This window comes from Marinomonas sp. NPDC078689 (assembly GCF_044542435.1).
Classification (GTDB): Bacteria; Pseudomonadota; Gammaproteobacteria; order Pseudomonadales; family Marinomonadaceae; genus Marinomonas; species Marinomonas arenicola.
Genome location: NZ_JBITUJ010000013.1, coordinates 39,430 through 65,727 on the forward strand (window position 1 = coordinate 39,430; position 26,298 = coordinate 65,727).

The window sequence follows — 26,298 nt, forward strand, 5'->3', positions numbered from 1 at the left end:
CCGTTTCTCATTAACCCTATGATAGCGAATCAATATCGCTATTCAATAGCCTAGTGCTGGTGACCGCCTTCGCCATGCACATGACCGTGTTCTAGTTCTTCAGCAACAGCTTCACGAACGTCAACAATCTCAACATCAAAATTCAATGTTTTACCCGCTAATGGGTGATTGCCGTCTAGCATAACGCCATCTTCTTCAACACCAATAACGGTTACTGGCTGTTGACCACCTGGCGTTTGCGCCATGAATTGCATACCCACTTGGATATCATCAACACCTTGGAAGTTATCGTGTGGTACTTTTTGAATCAATTCTTGATGAACGTCACCGTAACCTTCTTCAGGTGCAACAGAAACCGTTAGTTTCTCACCCGCCGTTTTACCTTGAAGCGCTTTGTCTAGCCCATCAATGATATTTTGTGCGCCACTCAAAAATACAAGTGGCTCTTGGCCAATGGAAGAGTCCAATTCTTGACCTTGTTCATCTGTCAATGTGTAGTGCATGCTTACAACGGCGTTTTCTGCGATTTGCATTGTCTTCTCCTGCTTAAATATGAATAGGGGAACGAGTGCTTGATAGAAGCAAACAGACTTTGCGATACACCGCCACAACACGAACCCAAACTGTAGTTTGTCGCACTATGATAACCTTCCATAGTGCTAATAACTACCGTTAGCCATAAAGTTTGGGACGATCGACGATTTTTCTAGGGCCCGCTTTCATTTTTTTTACCCGTAGGCAAAATATCATAAAATACAGCGTCCACAATGGGCGTTTACAGCCCCAACGAATCCTTAGTACTGATTGCCGTATGCAAATCAAAATACTGCTGAATCCCTGTTAATACAGAGTTCACCGCTACCGCCGCTAGAATCAAGCCCATGACTCGACTAATCACACTGGCACCAGCCACACCGATAATTTTTTGAATACGAGTAGCCAGCAACATTAAAATAAAGGTCACAAACAAGACACTTAACATCACCATGGTGGTGACAAACTGATGCATCACAGAAAAACGATTGTTATCTGTTAATAGCACAGCAGCCATCATCGCCCCTGGTGAAGCAATAGAAGGTATGGCCAACGGAAATACCGCACTGTGCATTCCTTTTTCCACTATGCCCATCTCTTCATCCGGCTTACTTTCACCAAAGATCATCGTCAAGGCGAACAGGAAGAGAACCAAGCCACCCGCGATTTGAAAGGCTTCAAGCGGTATGCCCATTTCGTTTAGAAGATACTCACCAGCAATCACAAAAAAGAGCAATACGAGCGCCGAAATAAGCACGGCTTTTAGCGCGAGCTTACGAGCTAAAGAAGGACTAGCGAGTCCTGCGGTTACCGCTAAAAATACTGGCACGGTACCAATTGGATCGATAACCGACCATAAAATAATAAACTGTTTGAACCAATCTTCCATAAAATACCTTTTCTAGAAAGTCCCTTATTTAGGGGTAAATTGAGCAAGGTTAAGGGGATGAGAATGTCCTAACCAACTAATACCTTGTGTGTGGTCCACATAGTCATCTCCCGTTAGTGGGTGCAAAAAGACATCCAAAGACTGACGATGAAACATCAACCAGGGGACTATTTTTGAAAAGGTTTCCACGGCAAAGGACAATTGACAACTCCACAATGGATGAGGGCCAACTGGCTTTTGATGGAAGCGGCCAACTTTAATATCAAACAATTCTGCCGCTTGTTGTGCAACTTTCTTAGCGATTTCTGTACCAACTTCATCTTTGAAATAAAGATGTGCATGAAACGCCTTAATACTTTTTTCTGACAAATGAGTAGGCATAATTACATTCCTAATGATTCATATAACACAGTAGCCGCCCTAATTTCATCAGGATAGCGACCTAAGTCGTAGAGGATTGTTAGGTTAGCTATGATACATTGGTTTGCTATTAACAATAATGATAAGTCGAAGGAAAGGTAATTCAATCGATGACGGTTTTTTGGGTTTTATTGGCCATTCTTTATATTTTAGGCTTGTTTTGGATCGCGATATGGGGCGATAAAGAAAGCCCTATTGCTAAGAAACTGACTCGCCATCCTGTCGTCTACAGCCTTTCATTGGCGATCTATTGTACCGCTTGGACGTTTTATGGCGCAATCGGCGAAGCCTCTCGCTCTGGCTGGAACTACTTACCGGTTTTATTAGGCCCTATCTTACTGTATCTGTTCGCCTTTCCCTTTATTCGTAAGATGATCTTGGTCAGTCGAAAGCAAAACATCACCTCCATCGCAGACTTTATTTCATCTCGTTATGGCAAGCGCCCAATGACTGCCCCCTTGGTCATTTTAATTGCCATGCTGGCCATTATTCCGTATATCGCTCTGCAACTAAAGGCCATTGGTTCCAACTTTGCTTTGTTTGTTAATCAAGAAGAGTCCTCGGCCAACTTGGTGGTTTTTATTGCCACCATTCTTATTGGCGTTTTTGCCATGTTGTTTGGCACGCGCAAAGTCGAAGTAACAGAGTACCGTTCAGGAATGATGCTCGCCATTGGCGCTGAGTCACTGTTTAAGTTGATCGCTATTGTCGCGGTGGGCATTGTTGCCATCATCATGATGAAGCATTCTGCACCCAGCTGGAGAGCGCTTTCTATCGACTTTAGCGCTTGGCATACAGACCAATTACTGTCTTTTTCTTTTATCATGCAAACGCTTATGTCGGCCGCCGCGGTTATCTGCCTGCCACGGCAATTTCACGTCACTGTGGTGGACCATCAAGACAACCGCCAATCAAGCATGGCACGATTGCTGTTTCCTCTCTATTTATTGATATTTGCCCTTATCATTCCGCCTTTGGCCATTGCTGGACAAAGTTTATTTTCCAGTGATATCAACGCCGACACCTACGTCATTCAGTTCGCACTCGCGTCGGATAACTTAGCACTGCAAATGCTGATTTTTCTGGGTGGCATGTCCGCTACTACAGCCATGATTATCATTTCTACGTTTGCATTAAGCATCATGATTAGCAACGATGTCATCCTACCTTTGATGTTGGCACGAGCTAACGCACAGCAGCAAGGTCTGCCGATTTATCGCCGCCGTATTTTGATTATTCGCCGTTTTGCGATGGCCGGAATTTTGATGCTGTCGTTCCTTTATTATCAGAAAATGGCGAACAGCGAATCACTGGCCGGAACCGGATTAGTCGCCTTCTCTTTGGTTCTCCAGCTGTTGCCAGCGGTACTTGGCGGACTCTATTGGAAGCGAGGCCACGCCTATGGCGTTTATACCGGCTTAACGTTAGGCTTTTTATGCTGGATTTTATTACTCATGCTGCCGCTTACCGGCAATATGAACTGGGCATTAGACAATCCTGAGTCACGCTCTAATTTACTGAGCTATGGCGCCTTTATCAGTTTAATTGCCAATATCATAGGCTATATTGGAGGTTCTGTTTTGTCCTCTGAACGCCTCATAGACCGCATACAAGCAACCGCTTTCGTCAGCCCTACAGCCGAATTGGAAAAGCGCTTTTTTAAACCCAAAAGCAAAGCTTTAAACAGCGACTTATTTGTTTTATTAGAAACCTTTTTAGGAGCCCAAAAAAGTCAGCGCGTTTTACAGACATTCGAGCACGATTATACCCAAAACCTGTCTCCTAATGCGGCGCCGAATCGATTGTTTATCGACTATTGCGAACGTATTCTTGGTGGCGTACTAGGCGGCTCATCCGCACGTACCATCATCAACTCTATCTTGGTCGATAAGCAGATCAAGGTCGAAGAGATGGTGACTTATCTCGATGAAACCACCCAAGCCATTCAATTCAGCCAAAATTTATTGTTCGTTTCCATGGACAATTTAGACCAAGGCATCAGCGTAGTAGACAAAGATCTACACATGGTGGCTTGGAATAAAACCTATCTATCTCTTTACCCCTACCCCGAAGGCATGTTGAAAATTGGCCTTCCGGTTGAAGCTTTAATTCGTTACAACGCGGAACGCGGTGAATGTGGTGTCGGCGATATTGAAGAGTTAGTGAATCGTCGTTTAGATTACCTTCGCAAAGGCTCCGGCCATCGTTTTTTACGCCGCAGAGCCAGTGGCCGCGTGATTGAGATGGTTGGGAATCCCCTACCTGATGGCGGCTTTGTCACCAGTTTCACGGATGTCACAGAACACATCGAAAGCCAGCAAGCCCTTAAAGAAGCCAACATCGATTTGGAAAAACGTGTCGAAGCTCGTACGGTGGAAGTACAAGGTATTAACCAAGAGCTGATGGCTGAAATTTCTCGGCGTAATATCGCAGAGCAAGCGCTTATTAAAGCGAAAGCGGAAGCAGAGCATGCAAACGCCTCAAAAACAGAGTTTCTCGCTCTCGCCAGCCACGACATACTGCAACCATTAAATGCAGCAAAACTCTATATGGGCGTGCTTCAGTCGAGCCATTTAGCGCCTGAGTCAGGTGAAATCGTGGGAAAATTATCAGACGCGTTAGAATCCACTGAATCACTGATTTCAACTCTGCTCGAAATTGCCCGTCTTGACCAAGGGGCGATTAAACCCAGATTATCCGACTGTCATTTAGCGGACCTGCTCGCCCCGATTGTGGCAGAGTTTGGGGTTATAGCAGAAGACAAATCACTCACCCTTTCCACCCATATTTTACCGTTTCAAGTACACAGCGACCCCATTTATCTGCGCCGCATTATTCAAAACTTTGTCTCAAATGCCGTTAAATATACGACAAAAGGACATATATTACTGAGTACTCGTCGACGAAAAGACCACGCGCTGTTGCAAGTTTGGGACACGGGAATCGGCATTCCAGAATCCGAACAACAAAAAATATTCGATGATTTTTATCGCTGGGAAAACACCGCAGAGCAAGGTATGGGACTTGGATTAGGCCTGGTAAGACGATTGCAAAACCAGCTGGGGCTGGAAACACAGACACGCTCAGTACCAGGCAAAGGAAGTTGCTTTGGCATTCTTATTCCATTGGCAAAACAGCAGCAAGACAATGAAAATAAAAAACCATTAGGCGCTCCCAAAGTACAGAGCCATACCGCCACCTGTTCTGTCTGGTGTATTGATGACGATAAAAATAACCTCGCTGCCATGCGAACCTTATTAACCCATTGGCAATGTGAATGCCGTACGTTTGAAAGTATCGAAGATGCAAAACAAGCGGAAGGCGAAGCAGAGTTATTGCTTGTCGATTATCAATTAAATCAAGACCAAGACGGCCTTTCACTGATCGCAGCCTTGCGCCAAAAAGCCAACAAAGACATTCCAGCAGTTTTAATCACAGCATTGCAAGAAGCAGACCTTATCGAACGCTGCAAACAAAGTAATGTGCTTTATATGGCAAAACCTGCCAAGCCCGCTAAATTAAGAGCCCTTATTCAACACATCCATAAACAAAGAGAGGGAGCATAATAAATTATGCTCCCTCTCTTAAAATCTACGCCTTAGCATCCCTTTAACATAATGCATCAGGAAACAAAGGCGCCGTGTTATTCCTCAGCAGTTTGTCTTCGTGCACCGTTTCTAATTAGATAAGGTAGTTAATTAGGTAAGGTTAAGCCAACGCCAGTCAACACAATACTACTGACAGTGTCTCCTATGCGCTTTAAATCCTCTTCGACTAACGCTTCTTTGTTGGTCAAAGCCAATATTTGCGCCTCAAAATCGGCATAATGCTGTGTTGTCGCCCAAATCATAAAAATGAGGCTGGTTGGGTCTATAGAGCGCATTTTGCCGGCATCAATCCAGCCTTGAATCACCTCAACACGAGACGCCAGCCAGGGCACCAAATCTTCTTTCAAATAGTCGCCAATGTGCAAGGCGCCACCAATTACTTCCATCGCAAAAATACGCGAAGAGCGAGGATTGGTGAAACTCAATGCTAATTTTTCTCGAATGAAAGCATCTAATACAACGGCAGGATCATCATCAATGGTTGCCTGATCAAACAAATCATTCCAATCCATTAGGATTTGATTCAGCACTTGTTTGTATAGATTCGCTTTCGATTGAAAATAGTAAACAATATTAGGTTTTGGGAGATTTGCACGGTCGGCGATGTGCTGCAAACTGGCGCCACTGTATCCTTTAAGGCCAAACTCAACCTCGGCAGCCTCTAAAATCCGAGTAAAGATTTCTTCTCGATTACTTTGGCGCTTGCTCATTATTTGATTACATCCTTATCATACAATCAATATCTGTAAACTATCGCTTACTTAAAAGGGGAAACGAATATTATGCACAATGGGAGACGCTGAGGCGAGAAGCGAATTTATATTCAAGCAATAAATTCACTGAGGTTATATCAAAGAAATCCAGTAATACAGCTTAGTAATACAACAAGGCTAAGTTGTTTAATAACCCCCCTGAACAAGCCAGATCTATGCCGGATTATTAGGGAGCCCGAACAAGCGTTTTGTCTTTCAGCGGCATAAAAAAATACGACACCAAAAAGCTTGCTCGCGTCCAACTCTGATATAACAAGCCACAAACCCTATTTGGGTTTGTTGCTCAGCGATACCATCCCTAGAAAAAAGACACTTAAGCTTCAGACAAAAGCGCTTTCAAGTCATCTGCTGAAGACAATTTCCCTTCGTCTTCAATATTTGGAAAGACAGCAATAGTAATTTTATCCATGGCTAAACTTGGCAACCATTCCGTCATAAAAGAAGCCATTTCAACCGCAACAGGCTCGCAATCATCCCAGTCATCAACCGCCCACTGGCTTGCAAACTCTGCATCAGGCCAAACCATGACACAATCGCCTTCGTCGGTTTCAACCATCACAAAGCCTTCTTCGTTGCTCAAACTCCATACGGTTTGAGTTTCTTTTACTTTTTCAACAAAGTAGGCTAAACGCTCACTATCTGGTGCAATCAATAATTGGACGCGCTCATCCATAGACAATTCAGTAGTCATATATGTTCTCTCGTTTGTCGTCGCTAAAGTACGATCATGTTATCTAGAAATAGCCAACTTCGTCTTCGGTTAACGCTCTAAACTCACCTGGAGCCAGCGCGCTATCTAATACTAGATCACCAATTTGGTCTCGATGCAGCGTGACTACTTTATTGCCAACCGCCGCCAGCATGCGCTTCACTTGATGATATTTACCTTCTTGAATGGTTAAGTATATTTCTTTATCCGAAATACGCTCCGCCACCGCAGGCAAAGTAAGTTGGGACTCGCCATTGAGCAATACCCCTTTTTCAAGCTGCTCCAGAGCGGCATCATCAATGCTATCGACTAGCGTCATTTGATAACGTTTACTGCACGCTTTTTTAGGAGAAGTAATTCGGTGTAGCCATTGTCCATCGGTGGTTAATAGCAATAATCCTGTGGTGTCTTTATCCAAGCGTCCAACCACTTTTAAGCTTTGGCCAAGGTGAGAAGGCAATAAGTCCACCACGATTGGGTGCTCGGCATCTTCGGTTGCACAAACATAACCTGCAGGTTTATGAAGCAAATAGTAGCCTTCAGATGGCCATGCTAGGCGTTCATCATCTAAACAGATAACGTCTGTTTCTTGTACCGTATAATTTGCTTTCTTAATGATCTCGCCATTCACTGTGACACGGCCTTTTGATGCCGCTATTTTTGATGCCTTGCGAGCAAGGTCTGTCACATGGGATAAATAAAAATCTAGTCTCAAAGGGGGATTCGCCTGTGCCTAATCGATCAATTTAAGAGAAAACTTCGTGAGTTAACTCTATTTCTTTAAAGAAAAAAGTGGAATTGTGTAACGCACCATTGGCACTTCGTGTGTAATTTGGCACTTCACCAAACGGTGTAAAACCTAATTTAACATACATGTCATGGGCGATATCATCGCTTCTTACTTCTAATATTAACAGCTGTCTTTGCATCGAGGCAGCAACACGCTCAACGCCCTGCATTAAAATGCTACCAAGGCCATTTTCTCGGGCCTCTGTGTGTACCATTAATTTTTCCACATCACAGCGGTGCAATGCATTGGCTTTCGGAGACATGGCTATCTGTACACTGCCAACAATTTTGTCTTCTTCTCGAACCAATAACACCTGCCGAGAATTGACCTGTAATTCTTCATTGATTGACAGCCAATAGGCTTTCGCTTCCGGCTCACTCAGTGGTGGTAAGAAGCCAATAGGAGCACCTGAGTCAACCGCATCACAAAGCAATTCAACTAGGTCATTCAGGTAAGGGTTGAGGTCATCTACTTTGAGTAGCTCCAAACCGTGTATCCTTCTTTAATCTATAAGTCGCTATGATACCTGAGCCTGTCGGCATTAGAAATGGCGTTACATCAAGCGAATGCACTGCTTCCCAAAAAATACGGCGACCATAGGCCGCCGTATTTTTTAACACTGTAATTTGATTAGATATTGCCCATGTAACGTCCAGGCTTATGGTTGACTGCCAGAATGATATTCAATGCAATGGCGCCGATAATTGAGATCGCAATCAAGTAGATGTCCACCACAAAAATAGACAAGGTCACTATGGTGCAATCCACGGCCATCTGAAATTTACCAAACGAGATACCATACTTTTCCGCGATGTAGCGTGCCAAAATATTGATACCACCTAAACTGGCGTTGTGTCTGAATAACATCAAAAAGCCCACGCCCATCAGAAAACCACCAGCCAATGCCGCATAAATGGGCTCAATGCTGTTTAACGAAATAAACCTGGGAGTCAGATCGGAAAAAAGCGAAACACAAAACACAGCGGAAAACGTTTTAAGCGTAAATTCCCACCCCATGTATTTCATCGCTAATAGATAAAACGGTATATTGACTAAAAAGAAGGCTTCACCAAAAGTCAGTGAGGTTGTGTATTGCAGTAGAAATGCCATGCCAGCGGTACCACCGGTCAACAACCCCGCTTGAGTGAAAAAATTCACCCCTAAGGCAATAATAAGGGTACCAATAACAAGCGCCTGAATATCTTCTATTCGAGTATGGCGTTTAGGTATTGTTGCACTAGTAGACATAAGTTTCTCTTCAAATTAGACATTAAAATTCGCATAACGGATAAGCAAATTTTAGAGAAACACAGCCCGAAGACCAACTGTTGAGCCATACTTTGTTTTTACTCTTTTCTAAAAAGTGTCTTTTTTTCTGTACACTTATTTGACGCTACTCTGCCCTTCAATAACCGCAGCCGAAGGACGATGAGCACAAATAGACGCGACTACTTTACCGACCACTCGCCTTGATGACACCCAACCAATGCGTTCAGACTGCATACTTTGGTTGTTTTCTCCGCCTAGCCAAAGTTGTCCATCTGGGGCTATGTGGAGTACTTTTTTAAGAATAAGTCCGTATAAGGCATGATCCACAACAACAAGATGCCCTACTTTTAACGTCGTGTAAAAGCGGCTTGTAAAAACAAAGTCGCCATCATAAAGCCGTGGCACCATGCTGTTGCCCAGCACTTTAATTAAACGAAACATAAAGCGTCCCCGTGTAAACATTGATCAAATAAACGCAGGCCTGCGCAATCACTATCAAAGGCATGTACCTGCGAGCTATTTAAGGTTTTAAATTAGGGTAAACCGTTTCTAATGCTGGCGGATAAGGGCAAGGCGCTCGGTAAGTACTCACTCCTTTTGTTAGCCAGAAAGCTTCAGCAAATCGATTTATTTTTTCTACCAAGGCTTCACTGTCAGAGCGGTCGATTCCTTGCTTGCACTTAGAGGCTTGCATCATGATATCGTGAACCATGGTGTGCACATCCGGTACTTGTTCAAACTGCGCTGCCTTAAAATAATCTCCCCAAATGGTTCGAATTTCTTCTTTTACATCGCTACAGGTTTTTTCTTTTTCCTGCACTAAGCGTGAAATTTTCGCCACATCAGAGACGGACAAACTGGTGCCATCACCGACTTCATGAATCAGGTCAATCATACGAACACAACTCAATGCCGCCAACAAAGCACCAGATGGGTCGTAAATTTTACAAGGAATATCGCAATGCGCCTGAGCTTGTTTAAAATGAACCATTTTATCTAACAGGTTAATCATCTGATGCATCATGGTGAACACGTCCTTTCTGTCTGTTTTTTCGTCGCATAAAAAATTGCTTGTAATACACACCGGCAAAGAGCAAAAGACCCACAAAGACAAACGCTAGATTATGAACAGTAAACCAAGAAGCGCATTCGTTTGCCTGAGCAAAAGAACGTCCACTGACAACACTTGCGAACAGAACCCTGCATGCTATGACTGTCTTTTTTTTCATCCTCTATCAACCCTAGTGATGTACAACCGCTGTTGAATACGATACCGCATGCGTAATAGCCTGCATCAATACCTTGCTTTGTTCCTTCAAGTTCGCACTATGGCTTTGACTAAAAAGATCCCATTCGAAACGTATATGAGTCGCGGTACGCATAATCAAATCACGCTGTTCACACTCTAAATCAGGGCGAATCAAAATAGCTTGTAAGAAATTAGCGGCGTTTTCATACTGTAAATTAGCCGAAATAAAATCTCCCAACGCAACAAATGCTTCGGCGATATTTAAATGGCTAACCACAGCAGCGGATACATACGATTCTGGGTCCTGATAAAAACCACGATCGAAGTCACTTTCAACTTGTGTCAGCGCCTCTCGGTTCAGATCTACCGCATCAGAAAAAGCATGTTTGAAATAGGCTTGATTGGCTTCTCTTGTTAACTTTTCCCAGTACTGCATAGTCATCTCCACTTCGGTTGATTTTCATAGTAATGAATGTCGAAAAACAAAGTAACGAGAATCATTATCATTAAAAAGCTATAAGAAATCCAGCGATATTGAGAATAAATCTCATTTGATTTAGTTTTTTACAAAAGGAAGGTCAATAAACACAAGACGATGATCTGAAGTATCCGTGAGCAAGGACGCTGCTTTATGCTTTTTTGCAGGCCAAAATACAGCCTGGTAGGAGGGAGAGAGTGTGTGGCTGACTCGTACGTAATCCGCTTGCATTCGCCAAACAGCGGTATGGTGTTTAGCGATGTTTTTATCGAGCTTAGCACTATGAGTAATGGCTCCGATGCTGTCAGGAAAAGCACATTGTGCCATTCTGGGGTGTTGTAATAAGCGCTTGATCGCTTGTTGGTAAGCGTCCCCTTCCACTGGTGAAGCGTTCAAATCCCCCAGCAAAACAAAGTCCTCTTGGTCTAACCCTCCTCGCCTTCCTTGATCATCGTAAAAGTAAGGCTCAGCGGATAAATAATCGCTCCAAAAACGAATTTCATCGTGATTACGGCAGGCATTGCGCCTTTCTGGACCGTCAAACACTGGTGGCGTTGGATGTGAACACAAGCATCTAAGACGCCTGCCCCCAATATTAATGGCCACATCCCAATGAGACTTTGAAGACAAAGGCAATACCGCAAGGTCCGCTGAATCAAACCAAGCATCACCTTGAGCATTTTTGGGCAAACAAGGATTAGGCATGTCCTTCCAAAGGAAGGATTGAAAGGTCCGTGACGAAGCGCTATCAATCGGGAAACGCGACAATAACACCATGCCATACTGGCCTGGAAACAGGCCAAAACCTAAGGCGTCACTCCCCTGATCAGAGGCCATTCCGTCTTTGTCAAAATCACGTCCTGAAGGCTCCCCGCTATTAACAGGTTGGCAATATGCGTAAGGGTAATCCAAAGCCGCATTATTTGCTGGTTGACGAAGAGCTTGCTGTAATAAGGCAACGACTCGACCACTTGGGTCAAAGTCTACCTCGTTCAGTAAAATGATATCTGCTCGGATATGCTGCAACAGCGCCACCGTGGCTAACACTTGTTTATCACGACCAGACTCTAGAGCAGCCAATAAATCGCCTCTATTAGGTCGACTTAATGCGGTATTGTAGCTCGCAATGCGAACTACCACTCAATGCCTGCTTGTGCTTTTACACCATTCGCAAACGCATGGCGCTCATTCGCCACCTTGCTGTGGGTATCCACACTGTCCAATAATGCTCTAGGGGCCGTTCTACCTGTCATCATGACATTTTGGTGAGCTGGACGCGCCGCCAATGCTGCCAGCAAGTCTGCTTCATCGAGATGGCCGTATTTATACATATAGGTAATTTCATCCAGCAGTACAAAATGAATATCTGGATTAGACAATACTTGTTTTGCCAATTCCCAAGCTTGCTCAGCCGCGTGCTTTTCTAATTCTGGGTTACGGGTTTCCCAGCTAAAGCCATGCCCCATAACGTGAAAATCCACACCAGGATGCTCGCCAAAGAAAAGTTGCTCCCCGGTCGCCTTACGGCCTTTTATAAACTGGATGACAGCACATTTATGGCCATGTCCTAACGCTCTTGCCATGGTGCCAAAGGCACTAGAACTTTTGCCTTTGCCTGTACCGGTTAACAAAATGGTGACGCCACGCTCTTCTGTCGCGGCGGCGATGCGCTGATCAACCACAGCCTTTTTCTTTAATAAGCGCGCTTCTTGTTTTGCATCAAGTTCTGTCATGAATTATCTCTTCTTATATAGTAGCCAACTGGGGTAATACAGGCCTTTATGAATAGCAAACAACCTGAGTATAAAGATCAGAGCGACGGCGTAAATCGAGTTATATTCATGAGAAGGTATGTTTTTTTGAAGAAGCACTAACAGCACGGCTCCGATAAAGGCTGGAGTCGCATAAAACTCACGCCCCAATACCATTGGCGGTCGATTGCTCAGCACATCACGAATAATACCGCCAGCCACACCAGTAGTGACCCCCATGGTAATCGCTATGGTTGGTGAAAACCCTAATGTCAGCACTCGCTCTGTGGCAACAACAGTAAACAAGGCTAAGCCAAACGCATCAGCGTAATGAAACACCCTTTGTCTGTCATCGATAATGCGCACCGCAAAAAAAGCAAACAAAGAAGATAAAAATGCCACCCAAAGATAAGAGGTGTCTTTCACCCAATACACGCTTTCTACCCCTAATATGGTGTCTCGAATCGTGCCTCCTCCCAATGAGGTAACCATGCCTAAAAGGACAATGCTAAAAAGATCCATGTCTCGCTTTCCAGACGAGATCACGCCAGTAATCGCAAACGCAGCAATGCCTATCATGCCTAAAATATATAACAGCATAGTGTAATTTTTCTCTGTTCAAATCACGTTCTATTGGATGGAATTAGACGACCCAATCACCAGCGCCGAGACGCTTCAAGGAAATATAATCATCTTGAATATACAGTTCTGTCACACTCATAAAGCCCACATCAATGCGATGCGCTTGCGCTAATGGCCACTGACACAGCAAACTAACCAGCACTTTAATCACCCCGGCATGCGTAACAAGGATTAAGTGTTCGGCAGCGCCTTCTCTCACCGACAACCACCACGTCCACACTCGATCCGCTAATGCTTGAAGTGACTCTCCTTGATAAGGCGTAGCATGAAGGATGTCCTCAAACCACGATTCTATCGACTCTCTGGGGATACTTTGCCATAAGGTATTTTCCCAACAACCAAAATCCAACTCTTTAAGAGCGTCTTTGGCTTGAGATTGACCCTGACTGATAAACACACCAAGTTTGGCAGCTCGCTCTAATGGGCTATGAAAAAAAGTCGCGTCATCTTGCTGTATGCGCTGATCAAGGTGTTGTTTTAGCTTTTCGGCATGAACCGGCCAGCCTTTACAAAGCGGTACATCCGTTTGCCCATAACAAAGCCCTTTTTCGACATCCGGCTGAGGATGTCGAACCAAATACAGCTTCATGCTAAGGCATCCATAAAGCACAACAGCAATAACACTTCGCTTATCTGCTCTACCGCCCCCAATGCGTCACCATTATAGCCATCGATGCGTTTTCTTAGGTAGCGTCGTGCGCCAAACGTAAACAACGCCAATACAAGCACTGCTTTAATGAGGTAGGAAAAGTCTAATAACAGGAGCAATACACAAGGCAGTAAGGCCACGCCCCATTGTGGCGCGTCTAACCTTGCGATCATGCTAGAGGCTTTACTGCCACCAGCGGACACATACTCCATCGTATTCATAACCACCAAAGGCGTAATACGAGATACGCTATGCACCGCAATCCACGCGATCAATGCAGAACCATAATGAGCGCTATTAGAGGTAAAGCTTAGTAGTATCTGAGTCAGCAACAACCATTTCAGCATCAGAGCAAACCAAATCGACAAGGCGGCATAACTGCCAATCCTAGAGTCTTTCATGATCTTCAAGCGTTGTTCTTTATCCCAACCGCCGACCAGACCATCACAAGCGTCCATCAGACCATCTTCATGGAAGCCGCCAGTCAGCAATACCGCGGTTAGCAACATAAAAATAGCTTGAATAGTCGCAGGCAAGCCTTCAAACCATAATGGCCAAGCACTCAATAGCGCAACAACAATGCCGACCCAAGGTAAAAAGCACACCGCTGGGGTGTGCTTTATCGTGTCGCCCCAATCCACCGTTAGCGGAATCCGAGTATAAGTAACAAGGCTGCGTTTGAAGCCCTGCCAATGAGGGTTAAATATTGTCACCGTCACTCACACCTGCGCTTTCAAAACTCGCCATAGTATTTAAAAATACCGCCGCGCTTTGAATTAAAGGATAAGACAGAATCGCACCTGAGCCTTCCCCTAAACGTAAATCCAACGACAAGATAGGGTCCGCGTTTAAGTGTGCTAATAAAAGTTTGTGCGCTTTTTCATTCGATTGATGAGCAAAAATCGCGTATTCACTCACATTAGGAGCCACTTTTTGGGCAAACAACAAGGCGACCGAGCAAATAAAGCCATCGACCACAAACGCCGTTTTACGCTGTGCTGATTGCAACATAGCGCCAGCCAAAGCAAGGATTTCAAAACCACCGACCTGCTCTGCCAATGTCTGCGCATTCCACTGTGCCACAGGTTGTCCCGTGTGCGCCTCTGCACGTTGTAATGAGGCAGCGATCACCTGTGCTTTTCTGGACACTCCAGAGGCGTCCAGTCCTGTACCACGACCTGCACTCTCTAGCGGGTCAATGCCCATTAGCGCACTCATCATGCAAGAGGAAACACAAGTGTTCCCAATACCCATTTCGCCGAACATCAGTAGATTAACGCCGTCATTAATCGCCGTATCTACTTCACTAACACCGGCTTGAATCGCTTGTGACAGGGCTTGTGTTGTCATCGCGGGTTCTTGGCTAAAGTCATTTGAACCCAAGGCTACTTTGCGTTTGCTCAATAGCGGATGATCTTCTAATGGCGCATTAACACCCACATCCACCACTTGCAGCGGCACATTGTGCTGTGCGCAAAAGACGCTCACAGCAGCCCCTCCATGCAAAAAGTTCATCACCATTTGTGGTGTAACTTCCTGAGGAAACAAACTGACACCCTGAGCCACAACACCATGGTCTGCAGCAAACACAATCATCTTGGGTTTAGAAACATCTATATGAAGTGTTCCCTGAATACGACCAAGCTGGTACGCCAATGTTTCTAGCGTACCTAAAGCACCTAACGGTTTGGTTTTATTATCAATTTTATGCTGCAGTGCGTCGTCTAATGCCGCCGACGGGGCTTGAATTGAAAAGCATTCAAACACCACGATACTCCTTAACCCTGTGCTTTTTGAGCGCGCTGACGCACTACTTCATACAAACAAACACCGGTCGCAACCGAGACATTTAAGCTTGAAACCACACCTGACATGGGTAGTTTCACTAAATAGTCGCACTGTTCACGAGTTAAACGGCGCATACCTTCACCTTCAGCGCCCATTACAATGGCCGTCGGAATGGTAAAATCTTGCTCATAAACCGTTTGCGTCGCTTCACCAGCCGTACCAAATATCCAAACGCCTTGGTCTTGTAGCTTCTTCATAGTACGCGCTAAGTTCGTTACCGCGTAAACAGGGATGCTTTCAGCCGCACCACACGCCACTTTACTCACTGTCGCATTCAATGGCGCTGAGTTATCTTTTGGCATCACGACCGCATGGGCACCAGCGGCGTCTGCGCTGCGCAAACACGCACCTAAATTATGTGGGTCAGTCACCCCATCCAAAATAATAATCAGCGGTGTTTCATCCAACCCTTCCACTAAGGTATGTAAATCACCTTCGTTACCGGCTTTGGTCATGGTGGTATAAGCCACCACACCTTGGTGAACAGCGCGCTCTTTATTCTTAGTAAAGAGCTGGTCCAATTCACGACGCGCGACTAGGCTATAACGCACTTTATTCGTTTTGCAAAGCTGCACTAGACGCTGTGTTTTTTTGTCATCACGACCTTCCTGAAAGCGCACTTCTTTAACGCGTTCAGGTTGCTGTGATAAGGCATTTTCTACGGCGTGAATACCGTAAATCCATTCTAAATCTGACATTATGACGTTTTTACTCTAATCGGATAAATCAATTAATCGCGAGCGCGAGGCTTAGCGTTATTTTTTTTCGCTTTTTTGGGCTTCTTCGCTTTTTTAGCTGCAGAAGCCGGTTTGGCTTTCGCCGCACTTTGAGCGCTTTTCTTTTGACGAATGATCTTGCCTTTAGAAGGCCCACGGCGTTTTTTTGCCTTAGGTTTTTCTCCCTCTTTCGCGTCTTTACCGGCTTTTTCTACTTTGTCACCTTGAGTGGCACTTGGTGCTGCTTTTTTAGGTTTCACACGGCCGCCCAACTCAATAGGAGGCAGTTGCGCCAATTGCATTTCAAGCTCACTGGTTTCACTACGCACTACTTTTTTACGCGGACGCGATTGTGTCTCATCCAAGCTCAAGTCAATTTTGCGCTGTTCCAAGTTCACATTGGCCACTTTCACTTTTAGGCGATCGCCCAAGCGGAAGACTCGACCACTTCTTTCACCAATAATCGCTTGATGCTCTAGATCATGAACAAAATAATCTTGTCCCAATCCAGAAATATGGATCAAACCATCCACGAACAACCCTTGTAGCTCAACAAACAAGCCGAACGAGGTTACTGCGGTCACAACACCATCGAACGGTTCGCCTAAATGTTGCTCTACGTACTGACATTTCAACCAAGCTTCTACGTCGCGAGTCGCTTCATCTGCTCGACGTTCTGTAATCGAACAAGAATCCCCTAAAGCATCCATGTCGGCTTGATCGTAGCCGTAAATTTTACGCTCTTTCAAGGTTGGGCTACCGGTCACTCGGTGCGCCTGACGCACCACGGGACGACCTTCACCTCGAATCAAATAACGAATCGCACGATGCACTAACAAATCTGGGTAACGACGAATCGGCGAAGTAAAGTGTGTATAAGCTTCGTAGTTCAAGCCAAAGTGACCAAGATTATCCGCTTGGTACACGGCTTGAGACATAGAACGCAACAACATCACTTGTATGCTACGCGCGTCGGCACGGTCTTTAATCTGTTCTGCTAACACCGCGTAATCACTTGGTGTTGGTTTCAATCCGCCGGTCAGTTCAAGACCTAGCAAACCAAGGTAAGAACGCAGCGTTAATAAGCGATCTTCTTTTGGCCCTTCGTGGACACGGAATAAGGCAGGTAAATCCGCCTTAATCAATAATTCTGCTGCCGCCACGTTGGCGCACAACATGCATTCTTCAATCAATTTGTGCGCATCGTTGCGCTCTACAGGAACAATTTGATCGATCTTAGAATGTTGATCAAACACCATACGCGTTTCGACGGTATCAAATTCCATCGCACCACGTTCATCACGAGCGCCTTTTAATACATGGTAAAGACCATTTAGCGCATCAATATGTGACACGATCGGCGCATAACGGTCACGTAATGCCAAGCCATCTTCTTCCGGCTCTGGCGCAATCATCTTCGCGACCTTGGTATAAGTAAGGCGAGCATGAGATCGAATCAAGCCTTCATAAAACTTAAAGCCTCTCATTTTACCTTTACTGGTAAGAGACACTTCTGCCACCATCGCCAAACGGTCAACGTCTGGGTTTAATGAACACAATCCGTTCGATAATACTTCTGGCAGCATAGGCACAACGCGCCCTGGGAAATACACTGAGTTACCACGAACAATGGCTTCTTCATCAAGCGCCGTGTCTTTTTTCACATAATGGGACACATCTGCAATGGCGACAAATAACTTCCAGCCGCCCGCGGTTTTTTCACAATAGACAGCGTCGTCAAAGTCGCGCGCGTCTTCACCATCAATAGTTACAAACGGCGTATCACGTAAATCCACACGATATTGCTTGTCTTCTTCAGCGACTTCGGAGGTGAAGTTTTGAACTTGTTTTTCAACCGCTTGCGGCCATTCGTTGGGGATTTCATAGCGATGAATAGCCACATCAATCTCAAGACCTGGCGCCATGAAGTCACCAAGAATTTTCTTAATAACCCCTCTTGCTGGCTTGCCGCGCTCGGCATACGAAACAATTTCTGTTAATACGTATTGACCATGAGTCGGTGTTAATGCGGAATCTTTGCTAATCAAGATGTCTTGAGAAATACGTGGATTTTCAGGTGTCACAAAAGAAGTGCGGCTTTCTTCGTAATAACGACCAACTAACTGGCTGTGCTTACGCTCAATAACCTCTACCACTACTCCGTCTAAACGGCCTTTCACACTGCGTCCAGATAGGCGAGCTTTCACTTTATCGCCATCCATAACATTTTGCATTTGACGCGCAGAGAGGAAGATATCGTCGTCACTTTGGCGCAACAAAAAGCCATGGCCTTCTTTATTGCCTTGGACAAAACCTTCAATCAGGTCACTTTCTAAAATAGGGGTGTATTGTTCTTCTTGGTTGCTCGTTAGTTGATGATCACGGCACATGGCGATCAAACGGCGTCGTAACGCTTCTATTTCATCTTCGCCAGTCAAAGCGAACTCTTTGCATAGCGCTAAATGGCCTAAGCTAACATTCTTAGACGCAAGGAACTCCAATATGAATTCACGGCTTGGTACGGGATTATCGTACTTAGAAGCTTCTCGTTGTTTATGGGGATCGTTTATATTTTTATTACTCAATGTATATTTATCCTTGGATGATGCAATAAGCTGCACTCTGTAGAAATGGTCGAGCTTTAACAGCTTATTGTTCAGAACATTTTCGACGTCTCGCCCTATTTGTATGAAGCAAAACGCTGACGGGTCTAATTTGTTGTCATTATAGAGCATTATCACTCAATACTCTTTAGCTGAAAGCGACCCGTCATACAAACAAGCCTTCACCACGCTGCTGTCTTTTGTAATTCCACAACAAAACAGAGGATAGAAGCTCCCACAGACCGCTTATAGCAAATGAACATGAAACTTTTTTGACTGATTTTCGTTTTTTTTATAACTTTTTGATCATATTTCGAGCAGAAACAGCAAACACATCAAATAATTCGATAGGTTTTCTTTGAAAATCTACTGTCTATGACGAACCAAATGCATCTCTGCCATCACTTTGGTGGAAATTTCTTCCACAGAGAGTTTTGTGGAATTCAAAAAAGGAATCCGCTCTTGGCGATATAATGACTCCACTTCCTCTAACTCGTAGCGGCATTGTCGAGGCGAGGCGTACTTGCTAGCCGCCATTCTCCCCGTGCGAATCTCGTGTAACCTATCAGGATCAATGGTCAAACCGAAGAGTTTTTTCTTATGTGCTTTTAGCGCTTTAGGTAAGCCTGGGGAAGCAAAGTCATCTTCTGTAATCGGGTAATTTGCTGCCTTAATGCCGTATTGCATGGCTAAATACAAACTGGTCGGCGTTTTACCGGACCGTGAAACCCCCAATAGAATGATATCTGCCTGATCGAAATTTTTGATAGATACGCCATCATCATTCGCCAATGCATAGTTAATGGCGTCTATTCGTCCATCATAGACCCCCTCTTTCATACCATGTGCCTTTTGAGCCGTTGGTTGCGCTGGCACACCTAAAGCCTTTTCAATGGGCAACAAGAGGTCTCCAAATAGGTTATAGCAATGGCAATCGCATGACTGAATCACATCGCGAATCGCAATGTCCGAGATGGTGTAGAAAACCAACGGAGGCTCACCTGATTTCACATCTAAATTAATCTGTTGTTTTAACCCATTTGCCTGATCCATTGTCGTTAAAAACGGCACGCTTTGGGTTTCAACCGCCACATCAAAAAATGACAACATAGCGGAACCAAATACCTCAGCCGTGATCGCTGTACCATCTGAAACAAAATACACTTTCATCATTTTTTTCTCATTTTGTTGTTATGTAACAACATTTAATTTTTCAATTGAAATAAAACTACATCGAATAATCGATTTTATTCCATGTCCCTGCGCTACATACAATGACCCCAGACACACTGCTTTGACAAGTCTTCGCAGACTTAACTTAAGTCCAGAAGTCGTTATAACAAAGAAGAACATCAGGTAACTATTTGGGAGTCCCGTGTGAGCAATTTTATTAAGTGGTTCAAAGATCTTCGCTTGGAAGACGTCGCTGATGTCGGCGGTAAAAACGCCTCATTAGGAGAAATGATCTCTAATTTGACAGACCTTGGCATTCAAGTGCCAAACGGCTTTGCCACCACATCTTATGCTTACCAAAGCTTTCTAGAAGAAAGTGGATTAGACGCTAAGATTCACCAAATACTAGATAGCCTAGACATTGATGACGTTCATGCTCTAGCAGAAGCGGGTGTGAAAATCCGCCAATGGGTAGAGGAAACACCTTTCTCAGCAGAGTTTGACGCTGAAATCGAACAGGCATTTAAAGTATTGTGTGACGACAATGCTGACGATACCTCTTTCGCAGTGCGCTCTTCTGCAACGGCTGAAGACCTACCTGACGCCTCTTTTGCAGGACAACAAGAAACTTACCTGAACGTGAAAGGCTTAGCAGATATTAAAGCCTCTATTAAACGCGTGTTTGCTTCTTTATATAACGACCGAGCCATCTCCTACCGTGTACACCAAGGGTTTGAACATAAAGGCGTGGCCTTGTCTGCCGGCATTCAAAAAATGGTACGCAGTGATATAGGCGCGTCCGGGGTGTTATTCACGTTAGACACAGAATCTGGCTTCGATGAAGTTGTCTTTATTACCGCGGCATACGGTCTGGGCGAAATGGTGGTCCAAGGCACAGTAAACCCTGATGAATACTATGTTCACAAATCCACACTGGCGGCTAAGCGACCAGCCGTGGTACGTAAGTCATTAGGCTCTAAAGCCCAAAAAATGGAATACGCCGAAGCCGGCAGTGATGAATTCGTCAATATCGTGCCTGTTGCCCTAGACGATCAAAACCGCTTCGCATTAAGCAACGAAGAAATCGAAGACCTGGCTCGTCAAGCATGCATCATTGAGCAACATTACGAGCGCCCAATGGACATCGAGTGGGCAAAAGACGGCATTGATGGAAAAATCTACATTGTACAAGCACGACCAGAAACCGTACGCAGTCAAGCAAATGCTCAAAGTATGGAACGTTTCTCACTGAAAGAAACCTCTCCTGTGCTGATCACTGGACGTGCTATCGGCCATAAAATTGGCAGTGGCGAAGTCAAAGTACTCTCTTCTATTACTGAAATGGATCGTATCCAACCTGGCGATATATTAGTCACGGACATTACTGACCCAGATTGGGAGCCTATCATGAAACGAGCCTCTGCGATTGTCACCAATCGTGGTGGTCGTACTTGCCACGCCGCTATCATTGCGCGTGAATTAGGCATTCCTGCTGTGGTTGGCTGTGGTGATGCGACAGACGTACTTAAAGATGGCCAGAAAGTCACCGTATCGTGTGCACAAGGTGACATGGGATTTGTCTACCAAGACGAACTGAACTTTGAAGTTATCACATCTGAAGTCGGCAACATGCCAGACCTTCCTGTAAAAGTAATGATGAATGTTGGTAACCCTAACCGCGCCTTCGACTTCGCGATGCTGCCTAATGCAGGCATTGGCTTAGCTCGCTTAGAGTTCATCATTAACCGCATGATTGGTATTCACCCGAAAGCCTTGTTGAATTACGCAGACATGACGGCATCGATAAAAGAAGAGATTGATCACCGCATTGCAGGCTACCAAGGTCCAGTTGAATTTTACGTTGATAAACTGGTTGAAGGGGTGGCGACTCTTGCCTGCTCTTTCTCTCAAAAACCAGTCATTGTTCGTCTGTCGGACTTTAAATCTAACGAATACCACAATTTAGTTGGTGGCCCTTTATTCGAACCAGATGAAGAAAATCCAATGCTTGGGTTCCGTGGCGCAGCGCGCTACATTGACGACTCATTCCGCGACTGTTTTGCTTTGGAATGTGAAGCAATCCGTCGAGTACGTAACGATATGGGATTAACCAACGTACAAATTATGATTCCTTTTGTTCGTACCCTAGAAGAAGCTCAGCAGGTAACAGAGTTACTCGCAGAACAAGGCCTAGAGCGCGGCAAGAATGGCCTTAAAGTCATTATGATGTGTGAACTACCTTCTAATGCCTTATTGGCCGATGAGTTCTTGGAATTCTTCGATGGTTTCTCAATTGGCTCCAACGATTTAACCCAGCTGACATTGGGTCTAGACCGAGATTCTGGTCTCATCGCGGATAAATTTGATGAACGAAATCCAGCAGTGAAAAAACTGCTAAAAATGGCGATATCCGCTTGTCGAGAAAAAGGCAAATACGTAGGGATTTGTGGCCAAGGCCCATCAGACCATGCGGATTTTGCTGACTGGCTTGTTGAGCAAGGGATTGAGAGCGTTTCCCTTAATCCTGATACCGTCATTGAAACCTGGCTGCATCTTAATGAAGTATTAGAGAATACTGCATTGAGTCAGAATGCCGTTTAGTCACGGCAAGTAACGTTATTGTAACGTCACTCTCTAGTTTTATAGCCCTGCTTTGCAGGGCTTTTTTTTAACCTAAAAGCGAACCTTAGACCGTTACTTTGTTGCCTATATAAAATAACAGAACCTTCGTTGCCTAATAAGACGACAACACTGCCCCTCTTTATATACTCTAACCAAGCACTACTCATATTAATCCGTGTGAGACACTCCCACAAAAAGAAGTTCGGATGCAGAATCGTATATTAGCCGTCGCTTTAACGGCAGTCGCTGTCGCTGAAACAAAAAAACGCCTGATGAATATCATCAGGCGTTATTAATAACGTTTAAATTGTCAGTCTATAACACAAGCCCACAGACATTTATTTAGCAGCAAGGGCTCGTGCTCGATTTCTTCTACAAATTAAAACAAGTTCAATCGCAGAAATCAGAATCAAAGTATAACCAAGCGTTTCTGTGCCTTCTTCAACGATGTCTTTCACGACCCGCATGTAGTGATCACCCATTACGGATGTCCAGAATGAATTGCGCCCCATCATTCTCGAAAAAGCCAATACAATAACAACACCGGACAAGCAAGTTCCGTAACACGCCGTCTCCGAGTAGGCCTTTAAAGAAGCGTAAATTGTAGAGAATTTGCCCCACAGAAAGATGAACACGGACACTAAAATAAAACAAACAATCGTTTGCCAAGCACCGTCATAGACATATCGATCTAACAGAGCATCTGACTCTCGAACAAACATCATCGCCAATAAGGCCGCCAATAAAGTCCCTGCTATTTTTAGCTTAGGATCAATACGAGATGCGTATAGAAAGAGCATACAGCTTAAAAACGTCATCACATCTTGCATATGCTCAGTCAAGGTATGCTCGCTATAAGCGGCCAATGTTTTAAACTTATATCCCTCTAGACCAATGAGGTAACCCACTCCAGCCAAGGAAATTAGATATATAAAAGCGCGCACTAAAAACATAAAAAAGCCTGCTGCATTAATTTCGCAGGATAATAACCAAAAACAACGATAAAGACGATGCATCCAGATGAATTACTAAAATATTCCCTTATTCATTAGAGTTTAATAACACTACCCCTTGAATTGAGATAATAAAAAGAATTATTTCAATTCGGATCTCGATAATTTTCCATTAGCTCATCTTGCATTGTTTCCACATGCTCTGCGACCTCATCCGGTGAAGAAAAGTGTGCGATGTGGTACATGGCATCGCCTTCCTGTACTAATGGGATGTTTTGCTTACCAATAATAATACCGCCATTTTTGCAAACAACATCATCCAATACTTCCCCATAAGGGTCTTTAATTTGAGCCAAAAGATCCCCGCTTTCAACCAAATCACCAAGCTCTTTGATATGAGTCGTAAAACCACTGTCGGTGGCTCTAACCCAGCTGCTACTACGAGCAATTCTGGGTTCAGAAAGAGATTTTTTACTACGAGCTTTAGGTAACATACCCAGGTGGCGCATGACCCCAACTATGCCTTTAACGCCAGCACGTATCGACAGCTCATCAAACCTAAGTGCTTCACCTGCCTCATATAAAATGACTTTAGCACCAACGTCATTAGCGCATTCTCTTAATGAGCCATCCCTAAGGTTTGAGTTTAAAATCACAGGAACACCAAACGCAGTAGCGATATCCAACGTCTCTTGGTCATCTAAATTCGCGCGTATTTGAGGTAGATTACTACGATGTAAACTTCCAGTGTGTAAATCTATTCCGTAATCCGCCTTTGATACTATTTCACTCAAAAAGCGATCGGCTACTCTACCGGCTAAAGAACCTCGCTTTGATCCTGGAAAAGAGCGATTTAAATCTCGTCTATCCGGCAAATAACGACTTTGATTTAATACGCCATAACCATTTACCACAGGAACAGCAATAAAAGTCCCTCTAATCCGATCCATATATTTACTTTGAATTAATCGGCTAATGATTTCAATTCCATTTAATTCATCACCATGAATCGCAGCACTAATAAAGATCGTTGGACCAGAACGCTTTCCTCTTTTTACAAACACTGGCATCGACATGTTCGTATCAGTATATAGTTTAACGATCGGCAATTTAATTTTAGCGGTTTCACCCGGTGCAATAGAAATGCCGTCGATGGTTAAAATAGCGTCGTTCATTAACCTCTACCTTTGGTTTTAGTATTGCCGCTAATTGCAGACTTCTCAATGTGATTGATGATCATAGCCGCCACATCTTTGTTGGTCGCTGACTCTATGCCCTCAAGGCCTGGAGATGAGTTCACCTCCATAATCAATGGGCCGTCATTAGAGCGAAGAATATCAACGCCACACATATTCAACCCCATCACTTTAGCGGCCTCAACAGCGGTCCTACGCTCTTCTGGGGAAAGTTTTACCAAAGACGCAGTGCCACCACGATGAAGGTTTGATCGAAATTCGCCTTCAGCGCCCTGACGCTTCATAGCGGCAATAACCTTACCACCAACAACCAAACAGCGAATATCGGCACCACCGGCTTCCTTGATGTATTCTTGCACCAAAATATTAGCCTTTAGCCCCATGAAAGCTTCAATAATCGACTCCGCAGTTTTATTCGACTCTGCCAATACCACACCAATACCCTGCGTCCCTTCTAGAAGCTTAATCACAACTGGCGCGCCCCCAACGTTCTTAAGCAAGTCACCAATTTTATCTGGGTGATGAGCAAAGCCTGTCTTCGGCAAACCCAAGCCCTTACGAGACATTAGCTGCAAAGAGCGCAGTTTGTCGCGGGAACGGCTAATGGCAACAGACTCATTGATACTATAAGTCCCCATCATCTCAAATTGGCGCACGACCGCGGTACCGTAAAATGTAACCGACGCGCCGATACGAGGAATAACGGCATCGTACTTAGGCAAAGGCTTACCGTCATAGCGAACCGATGGATTGTTACTGGAGATATCCATATAACAGTGCATGGTATCGATCACATCCACCTCGTGACCGAGTTTTTCACCCGCCTCAACAAGACGTCGAGTAGAATAAAGGTTGGGATTACGAGATAGAATAGCAATTTTCATGGGTGTTCCTTGAACAAAAAAAGAAGCTTTGAACGAAAGTCTTCTTATAAAAATAGGCTTATAACACGTGCGCGAGAATAGTTAATAAGCTGATGCTAGGGAAGCAATATTTTTCGAAAGATACAAATATTCACAACACAAACCCAGCACCTCTTTCAGTGCCTATAGCAACGCTTTCGAGCGAATGAATTAGCCTTCAATGAACCTAAAGCTTAGCGTATAACGCAAGACTCGCCTTGCTAAATACAGAAGAAATTGGCTGCTAATATAAAATAGAGCTACGTGCTGCTATCTCAATCACCTACCCCCTACTGCACTGCCTTAGTGTTGATGAGCGACACGGTTGCAACTGGTCAGAGCCCTTAAACATCAAGAGATGTGGTGGGTTGAACGCTGTGCGACTTTTTAAGGGGTCTGACCCTGCGGACGGTATGCGCAATCAGTATGAGAGGTTCTTGTTTTTCATCTGCGCTGACGCGTCGAGGAACGGCTCTTTAGAAAGTGATGGCGCAAGCAAATGGAAGAACAAGAAACGCTGTTTA

General features: G+C 44.5%; 25 protein-coding genes. 2 read left to right on the forward strand and 23 right to left on the reverse strand.

The window, feature by feature from the left end:
- Positions 1 to 50 precede the first annotated feature (50 nt).
- The 3 genes from ACIGBN_RS16405 to ACIGBN_RS16415 all read right to left on the reverse strand — a co-directional run bounded on the left by ACIGBN_RS16405 (position 51) and on the right by ACIGBN_RS16415 (position 1,804).
- Positions 51 to 533: a peptidylprolyl isomerase gene (locus tag ACIGBN_RS16405; RefSeq protein WP_133004423.1), complete on the reverse strand. Its 483-nt coding sequence runs from the start codon at positions 531 to 533 to the stop codon at positions 51 to 53.
- 242 nt (positions 534 to 775) lie between these two features.
- Entirely contained in the window at positions 776 to 1,423 is a 648-nt protein-coding gene (locus ACIGBN_RS16410) for a MarC family protein (protein ID WP_133004422.1), read from the reverse strand.
- Positions 1,424 to 1,447: 24 nt separating this feature from the next.
- Positions 1,448 to 1,804: a DOPA 4,5-dioxygenase family protein gene (locus ACIGBN_RS16415; RefSeq protein ID WP_133004421.1), complete on the reverse strand. Its 357-nt coding sequence runs from the start codon at positions 1,802 to 1,804 to the stop codon at positions 1,448 to 1,450.
- A gap of 149 nt (positions 1,805 to 1,953) precedes the next feature.
- Here ACIGBN_RS16415 and ACIGBN_RS16420 point away from each other — a divergent pair, with 149 nt between their 5' ends.
- A complete protein-coding gene (locus ACIGBN_RS16420; protein WP_396666611.1) occupies positions 1,954 to 5,409 on the forward strand; it encodes a PAS-domain containing protein in 3,456 nt (1,151 codons plus the stop codon).
- A gap of 128 nt (positions 5,410 to 5,537) precedes the next feature.
- Here ACIGBN_RS16420 and ACIGBN_RS16425 read toward each other — a convergent pair whose 3' ends face one another.
- The 17 genes from ACIGBN_RS16425 to ACIGBN_RS16505 form a co-directional block, all read right to left on the reverse strand.
- Positions 5,538 to 6,161: a TetR/AcrR family transcriptional regulator gene (locus tag ACIGBN_RS16425; protein ID WP_396666613.1), complete on the reverse strand. Its 624-nt coding sequence runs from the start codon at positions 6,159 to 6,161 to the stop codon at positions 5,538 to 5,540.
- Between the two features lie 376 nt (positions 6,162 to 6,537).
- The gene (locus tag ACIGBN_RS16430; RefSeq protein ID WP_133004418.1) at positions 6,538 to 6,915 is read right to left on the reverse strand and encodes a DUF2750 domain-containing protein; all 378 of its coding nucleotides are present in this window, start codon (positions 6,913 to 6,915) and stop codon (positions 6,538 to 6,540) included.
- Positions 6,916 to 6,958: 43 nt separating this feature from the next.
- The gene (locus ACIGBN_RS16435) at positions 6,959 to 7,648 is read right to left on the reverse strand and encodes a 16S rRNA pseudouridine(516) synthase (protein ID WP_133004417.1); all 690 of its coding nucleotides are present in this window, start codon (positions 7,646 to 7,648) and stop codon (positions 6,959 to 6,961) included.
- Between the two features lie 31 nt (positions 7,649 to 7,679).
- Positions 7,680 to 8,210, reverse strand: coding sequence for a GNAT family N-acetyltransferase (locus ACIGBN_RS16440; protein WP_133004416.1), 531 nt, complete (start codon positions 8,208 to 8,210; stop codon positions 7,680 to 7,682).
- A 143-nt stretch (positions 8,211 to 8,353) separates the two neighbouring features.
- The gene (locus ACIGBN_RS16445) at positions 8,354 to 8,971 is read right to left on the reverse strand and encodes a YitT family protein (RefSeq protein ID WP_133004415.1); all 618 of its coding nucleotides are present in this window, start codon (positions 8,969 to 8,971) and stop codon (positions 8,354 to 8,356) included.
- Between the two features lie 135 nt (positions 8,972 to 9,106).
- Positions 9,107 to 9,433: a S24/S26 family peptidase gene (locus tag ACIGBN_RS16450; RefSeq protein ID WP_133004414.1), complete on the reverse strand. Its 327-nt coding sequence runs from the start codon at positions 9,431 to 9,433 to the stop codon at positions 9,107 to 9,109.
- A 79-nt stretch (positions 9,434 to 9,512) separates the two neighbouring features.
- Entirely contained in the window at positions 9,513 to 10,016 is a 504-nt protein-coding gene (sodN, locus tag ACIGBN_RS16455; RefSeq protein WP_133004413.1) for a superoxide dismutase, Ni, read from the reverse strand.
- Between the two features lie 217 nt (positions 10,017 to 10,233).
- On the reverse strand, positions 10,234 to 10,677 hold the full coding sequence (locus ACIGBN_RS16460; protein WP_133004412.1) for a tetratricopeptide repeat protein: 444 nt from the start codon (positions 10,675 to 10,677) through the stop codon (positions 10,234 to 10,236).
- Between the two features lie 120 nt (positions 10,678 to 10,797).
- Positions 10,798 to 11,859 (reverse strand): endonuclease/exonuclease/phosphatase family protein, encoded by a 1,062-nt coding sequence (locus tag ACIGBN_RS16465; RefSeq protein ID WP_396666617.1) that lies wholly within the window; start codon positions 11,857 to 11,859, stop codon positions 10,798 to 10,800.
- On the reverse strand, positions 11,853 to 12,452 hold the full coding sequence (gene cobO / locus ACIGBN_RS16470) for a cob(I)yrinic acid a,c-diamide adenosyltransferase (RefSeq protein ID WP_133004410.1): 600 nt from the start codon (positions 12,450 to 12,452) through the stop codon (positions 11,853 to 11,855). Before cobO ends, ACIGBN_RS16465 begins: the two co-directional genes overlap by 7 nt.
- Before the next feature lie 3 nt (positions 12,453 to 12,455).
- Positions 12,456 to 13,070 carry a trimeric intracellular cation channel family protein gene (locus ACIGBN_RS16475; protein WP_133004409.1) on the reverse strand — a complete coding sequence of 205 codons (615 nt, stop codon included), beginning with the start codon at positions 13,068 to 13,070 and terminating at the stop codon, positions 12,456 to 12,458.
- A gap of 43 nt (positions 13,071 to 13,113) precedes the next feature.
- Positions 13,114 to 13,701 carry a histidine phosphatase family protein gene (locus ACIGBN_RS16480; protein ID WP_396666620.1) on the reverse strand — a complete coding sequence of 196 codons (588 nt, stop codon included), beginning with the start codon at positions 13,699 to 13,701 and terminating at the stop codon, positions 13,114 to 13,116.
- Positions 13,698 to 14,480: an adenosylcobinamide-GDP ribazoletransferase gene (locus ACIGBN_RS16485; protein WP_396666622.1), complete on the reverse strand. Its 783-nt coding sequence runs from the start codon at positions 14,478 to 14,480 to the stop codon at positions 13,698 to 13,700. Before ACIGBN_RS16485 ends, ACIGBN_RS16480 begins: the two co-directional genes overlap by 4 nt.
- A complete protein-coding gene (gene cobT / locus ACIGBN_RS16490; RefSeq protein ID WP_396666624.1) occupies positions 14,461 to 15,528 on the reverse strand; it encodes a nicotinate-nucleotide--dimethylbenzimidazole phosphoribosyltransferase in 1,068 nt (355 codons plus the stop codon). Before cobT ends, ACIGBN_RS16485 begins: the two co-directional genes overlap by 20 nt.
- A gap of 11 nt (positions 15,529 to 15,539) precedes the next feature.
- Positions 15,540 to 16,307: a 23S rRNA (guanosine(2251)-2'-O)-methyltransferase RlmB gene (gene rlmB / locus ACIGBN_RS16495; protein ID WP_133004405.1), complete on the reverse strand. Its 768-nt coding sequence runs from the start codon at positions 16,305 to 16,307 to the stop codon at positions 15,540 to 15,542.
- Between the two features lie 32 nt (positions 16,308 to 16,339).
- Positions 16,340 to 18,910, reverse strand: coding sequence for a ribonuclease R (rnr, locus tag ACIGBN_RS16500; RefSeq protein WP_396666626.1), 2,571 nt, complete (start codon positions 18,908 to 18,910; stop codon positions 16,340 to 16,342).
- A gap of 384 nt (positions 18,911 to 19,294) precedes the next feature.
- Positions 19,295 to 20,101, reverse strand: coding sequence for a kinase/pyrophosphorylase (locus ACIGBN_RS16505; protein WP_279433451.1), 807 nt, complete (start codon positions 20,099 to 20,101; stop codon positions 19,295 to 19,297).
- 204 nt (positions 20,102 to 20,305) lie between these two features.
- On the opposite strand from ACIGBN_RS16505, the gene ppsA reads away from it, so the two are divergent.
- Positions 20,306 to 22,702 carry a phosphoenolpyruvate synthase gene (gene ppsA / locus ACIGBN_RS16510; protein WP_133004404.1) on the forward strand — a complete coding sequence of 799 codons (2,397 nt, stop codon included), beginning with the start codon at positions 20,306 to 20,308 and terminating at the stop codon, positions 22,700 to 22,702.
- Positions 22,703 to 23,061: 359 nt separating this feature from the next.
- Here the strand turns inward: ppsA and ACIGBN_RS16515 are convergent, their stop codons facing one another.
- From ACIGBN_RS16515 to rimK, 3 genes are all read right to left on the reverse strand, one after another.
- Positions 23,062 to 23,676, reverse strand: a complete 615-nt coding sequence (locus ACIGBN_RS16515; protein ID WP_133004403.1) for a hypothetical protein — start codon at positions 23,674 to 23,676, stop codon at positions 23,062 to 23,064.
- A gap of 146 nt (positions 23,677 to 23,822) precedes the next feature.
- The gene (locus ACIGBN_RS16520) at positions 23,823 to 24,851 is read right to left on the reverse strand and encodes a succinylglutamate desuccinylase/aspartoacylase family protein (RefSeq protein ID WP_396666629.1); all 1,029 of its coding nucleotides are present in this window, start codon (positions 24,849 to 24,851) and stop codon (positions 23,823 to 23,825) included.
- The gene (gene rimK / locus ACIGBN_RS16525) at positions 24,851 to 25,756 is read right to left on the reverse strand and encodes a 30S ribosomal protein S6--L-glutamate ligase (RefSeq protein ID WP_133004401.1); all 906 of its coding nucleotides are present in this window, start codon (positions 25,754 to 25,756) and stop codon (positions 24,851 to 24,853) included. Before rimK ends, ACIGBN_RS16520 begins: the two co-directional genes overlap by 1 nt.
- Between the last annotated feature and the right edge of the window lie 542 nt (positions 25,757 to 26,298).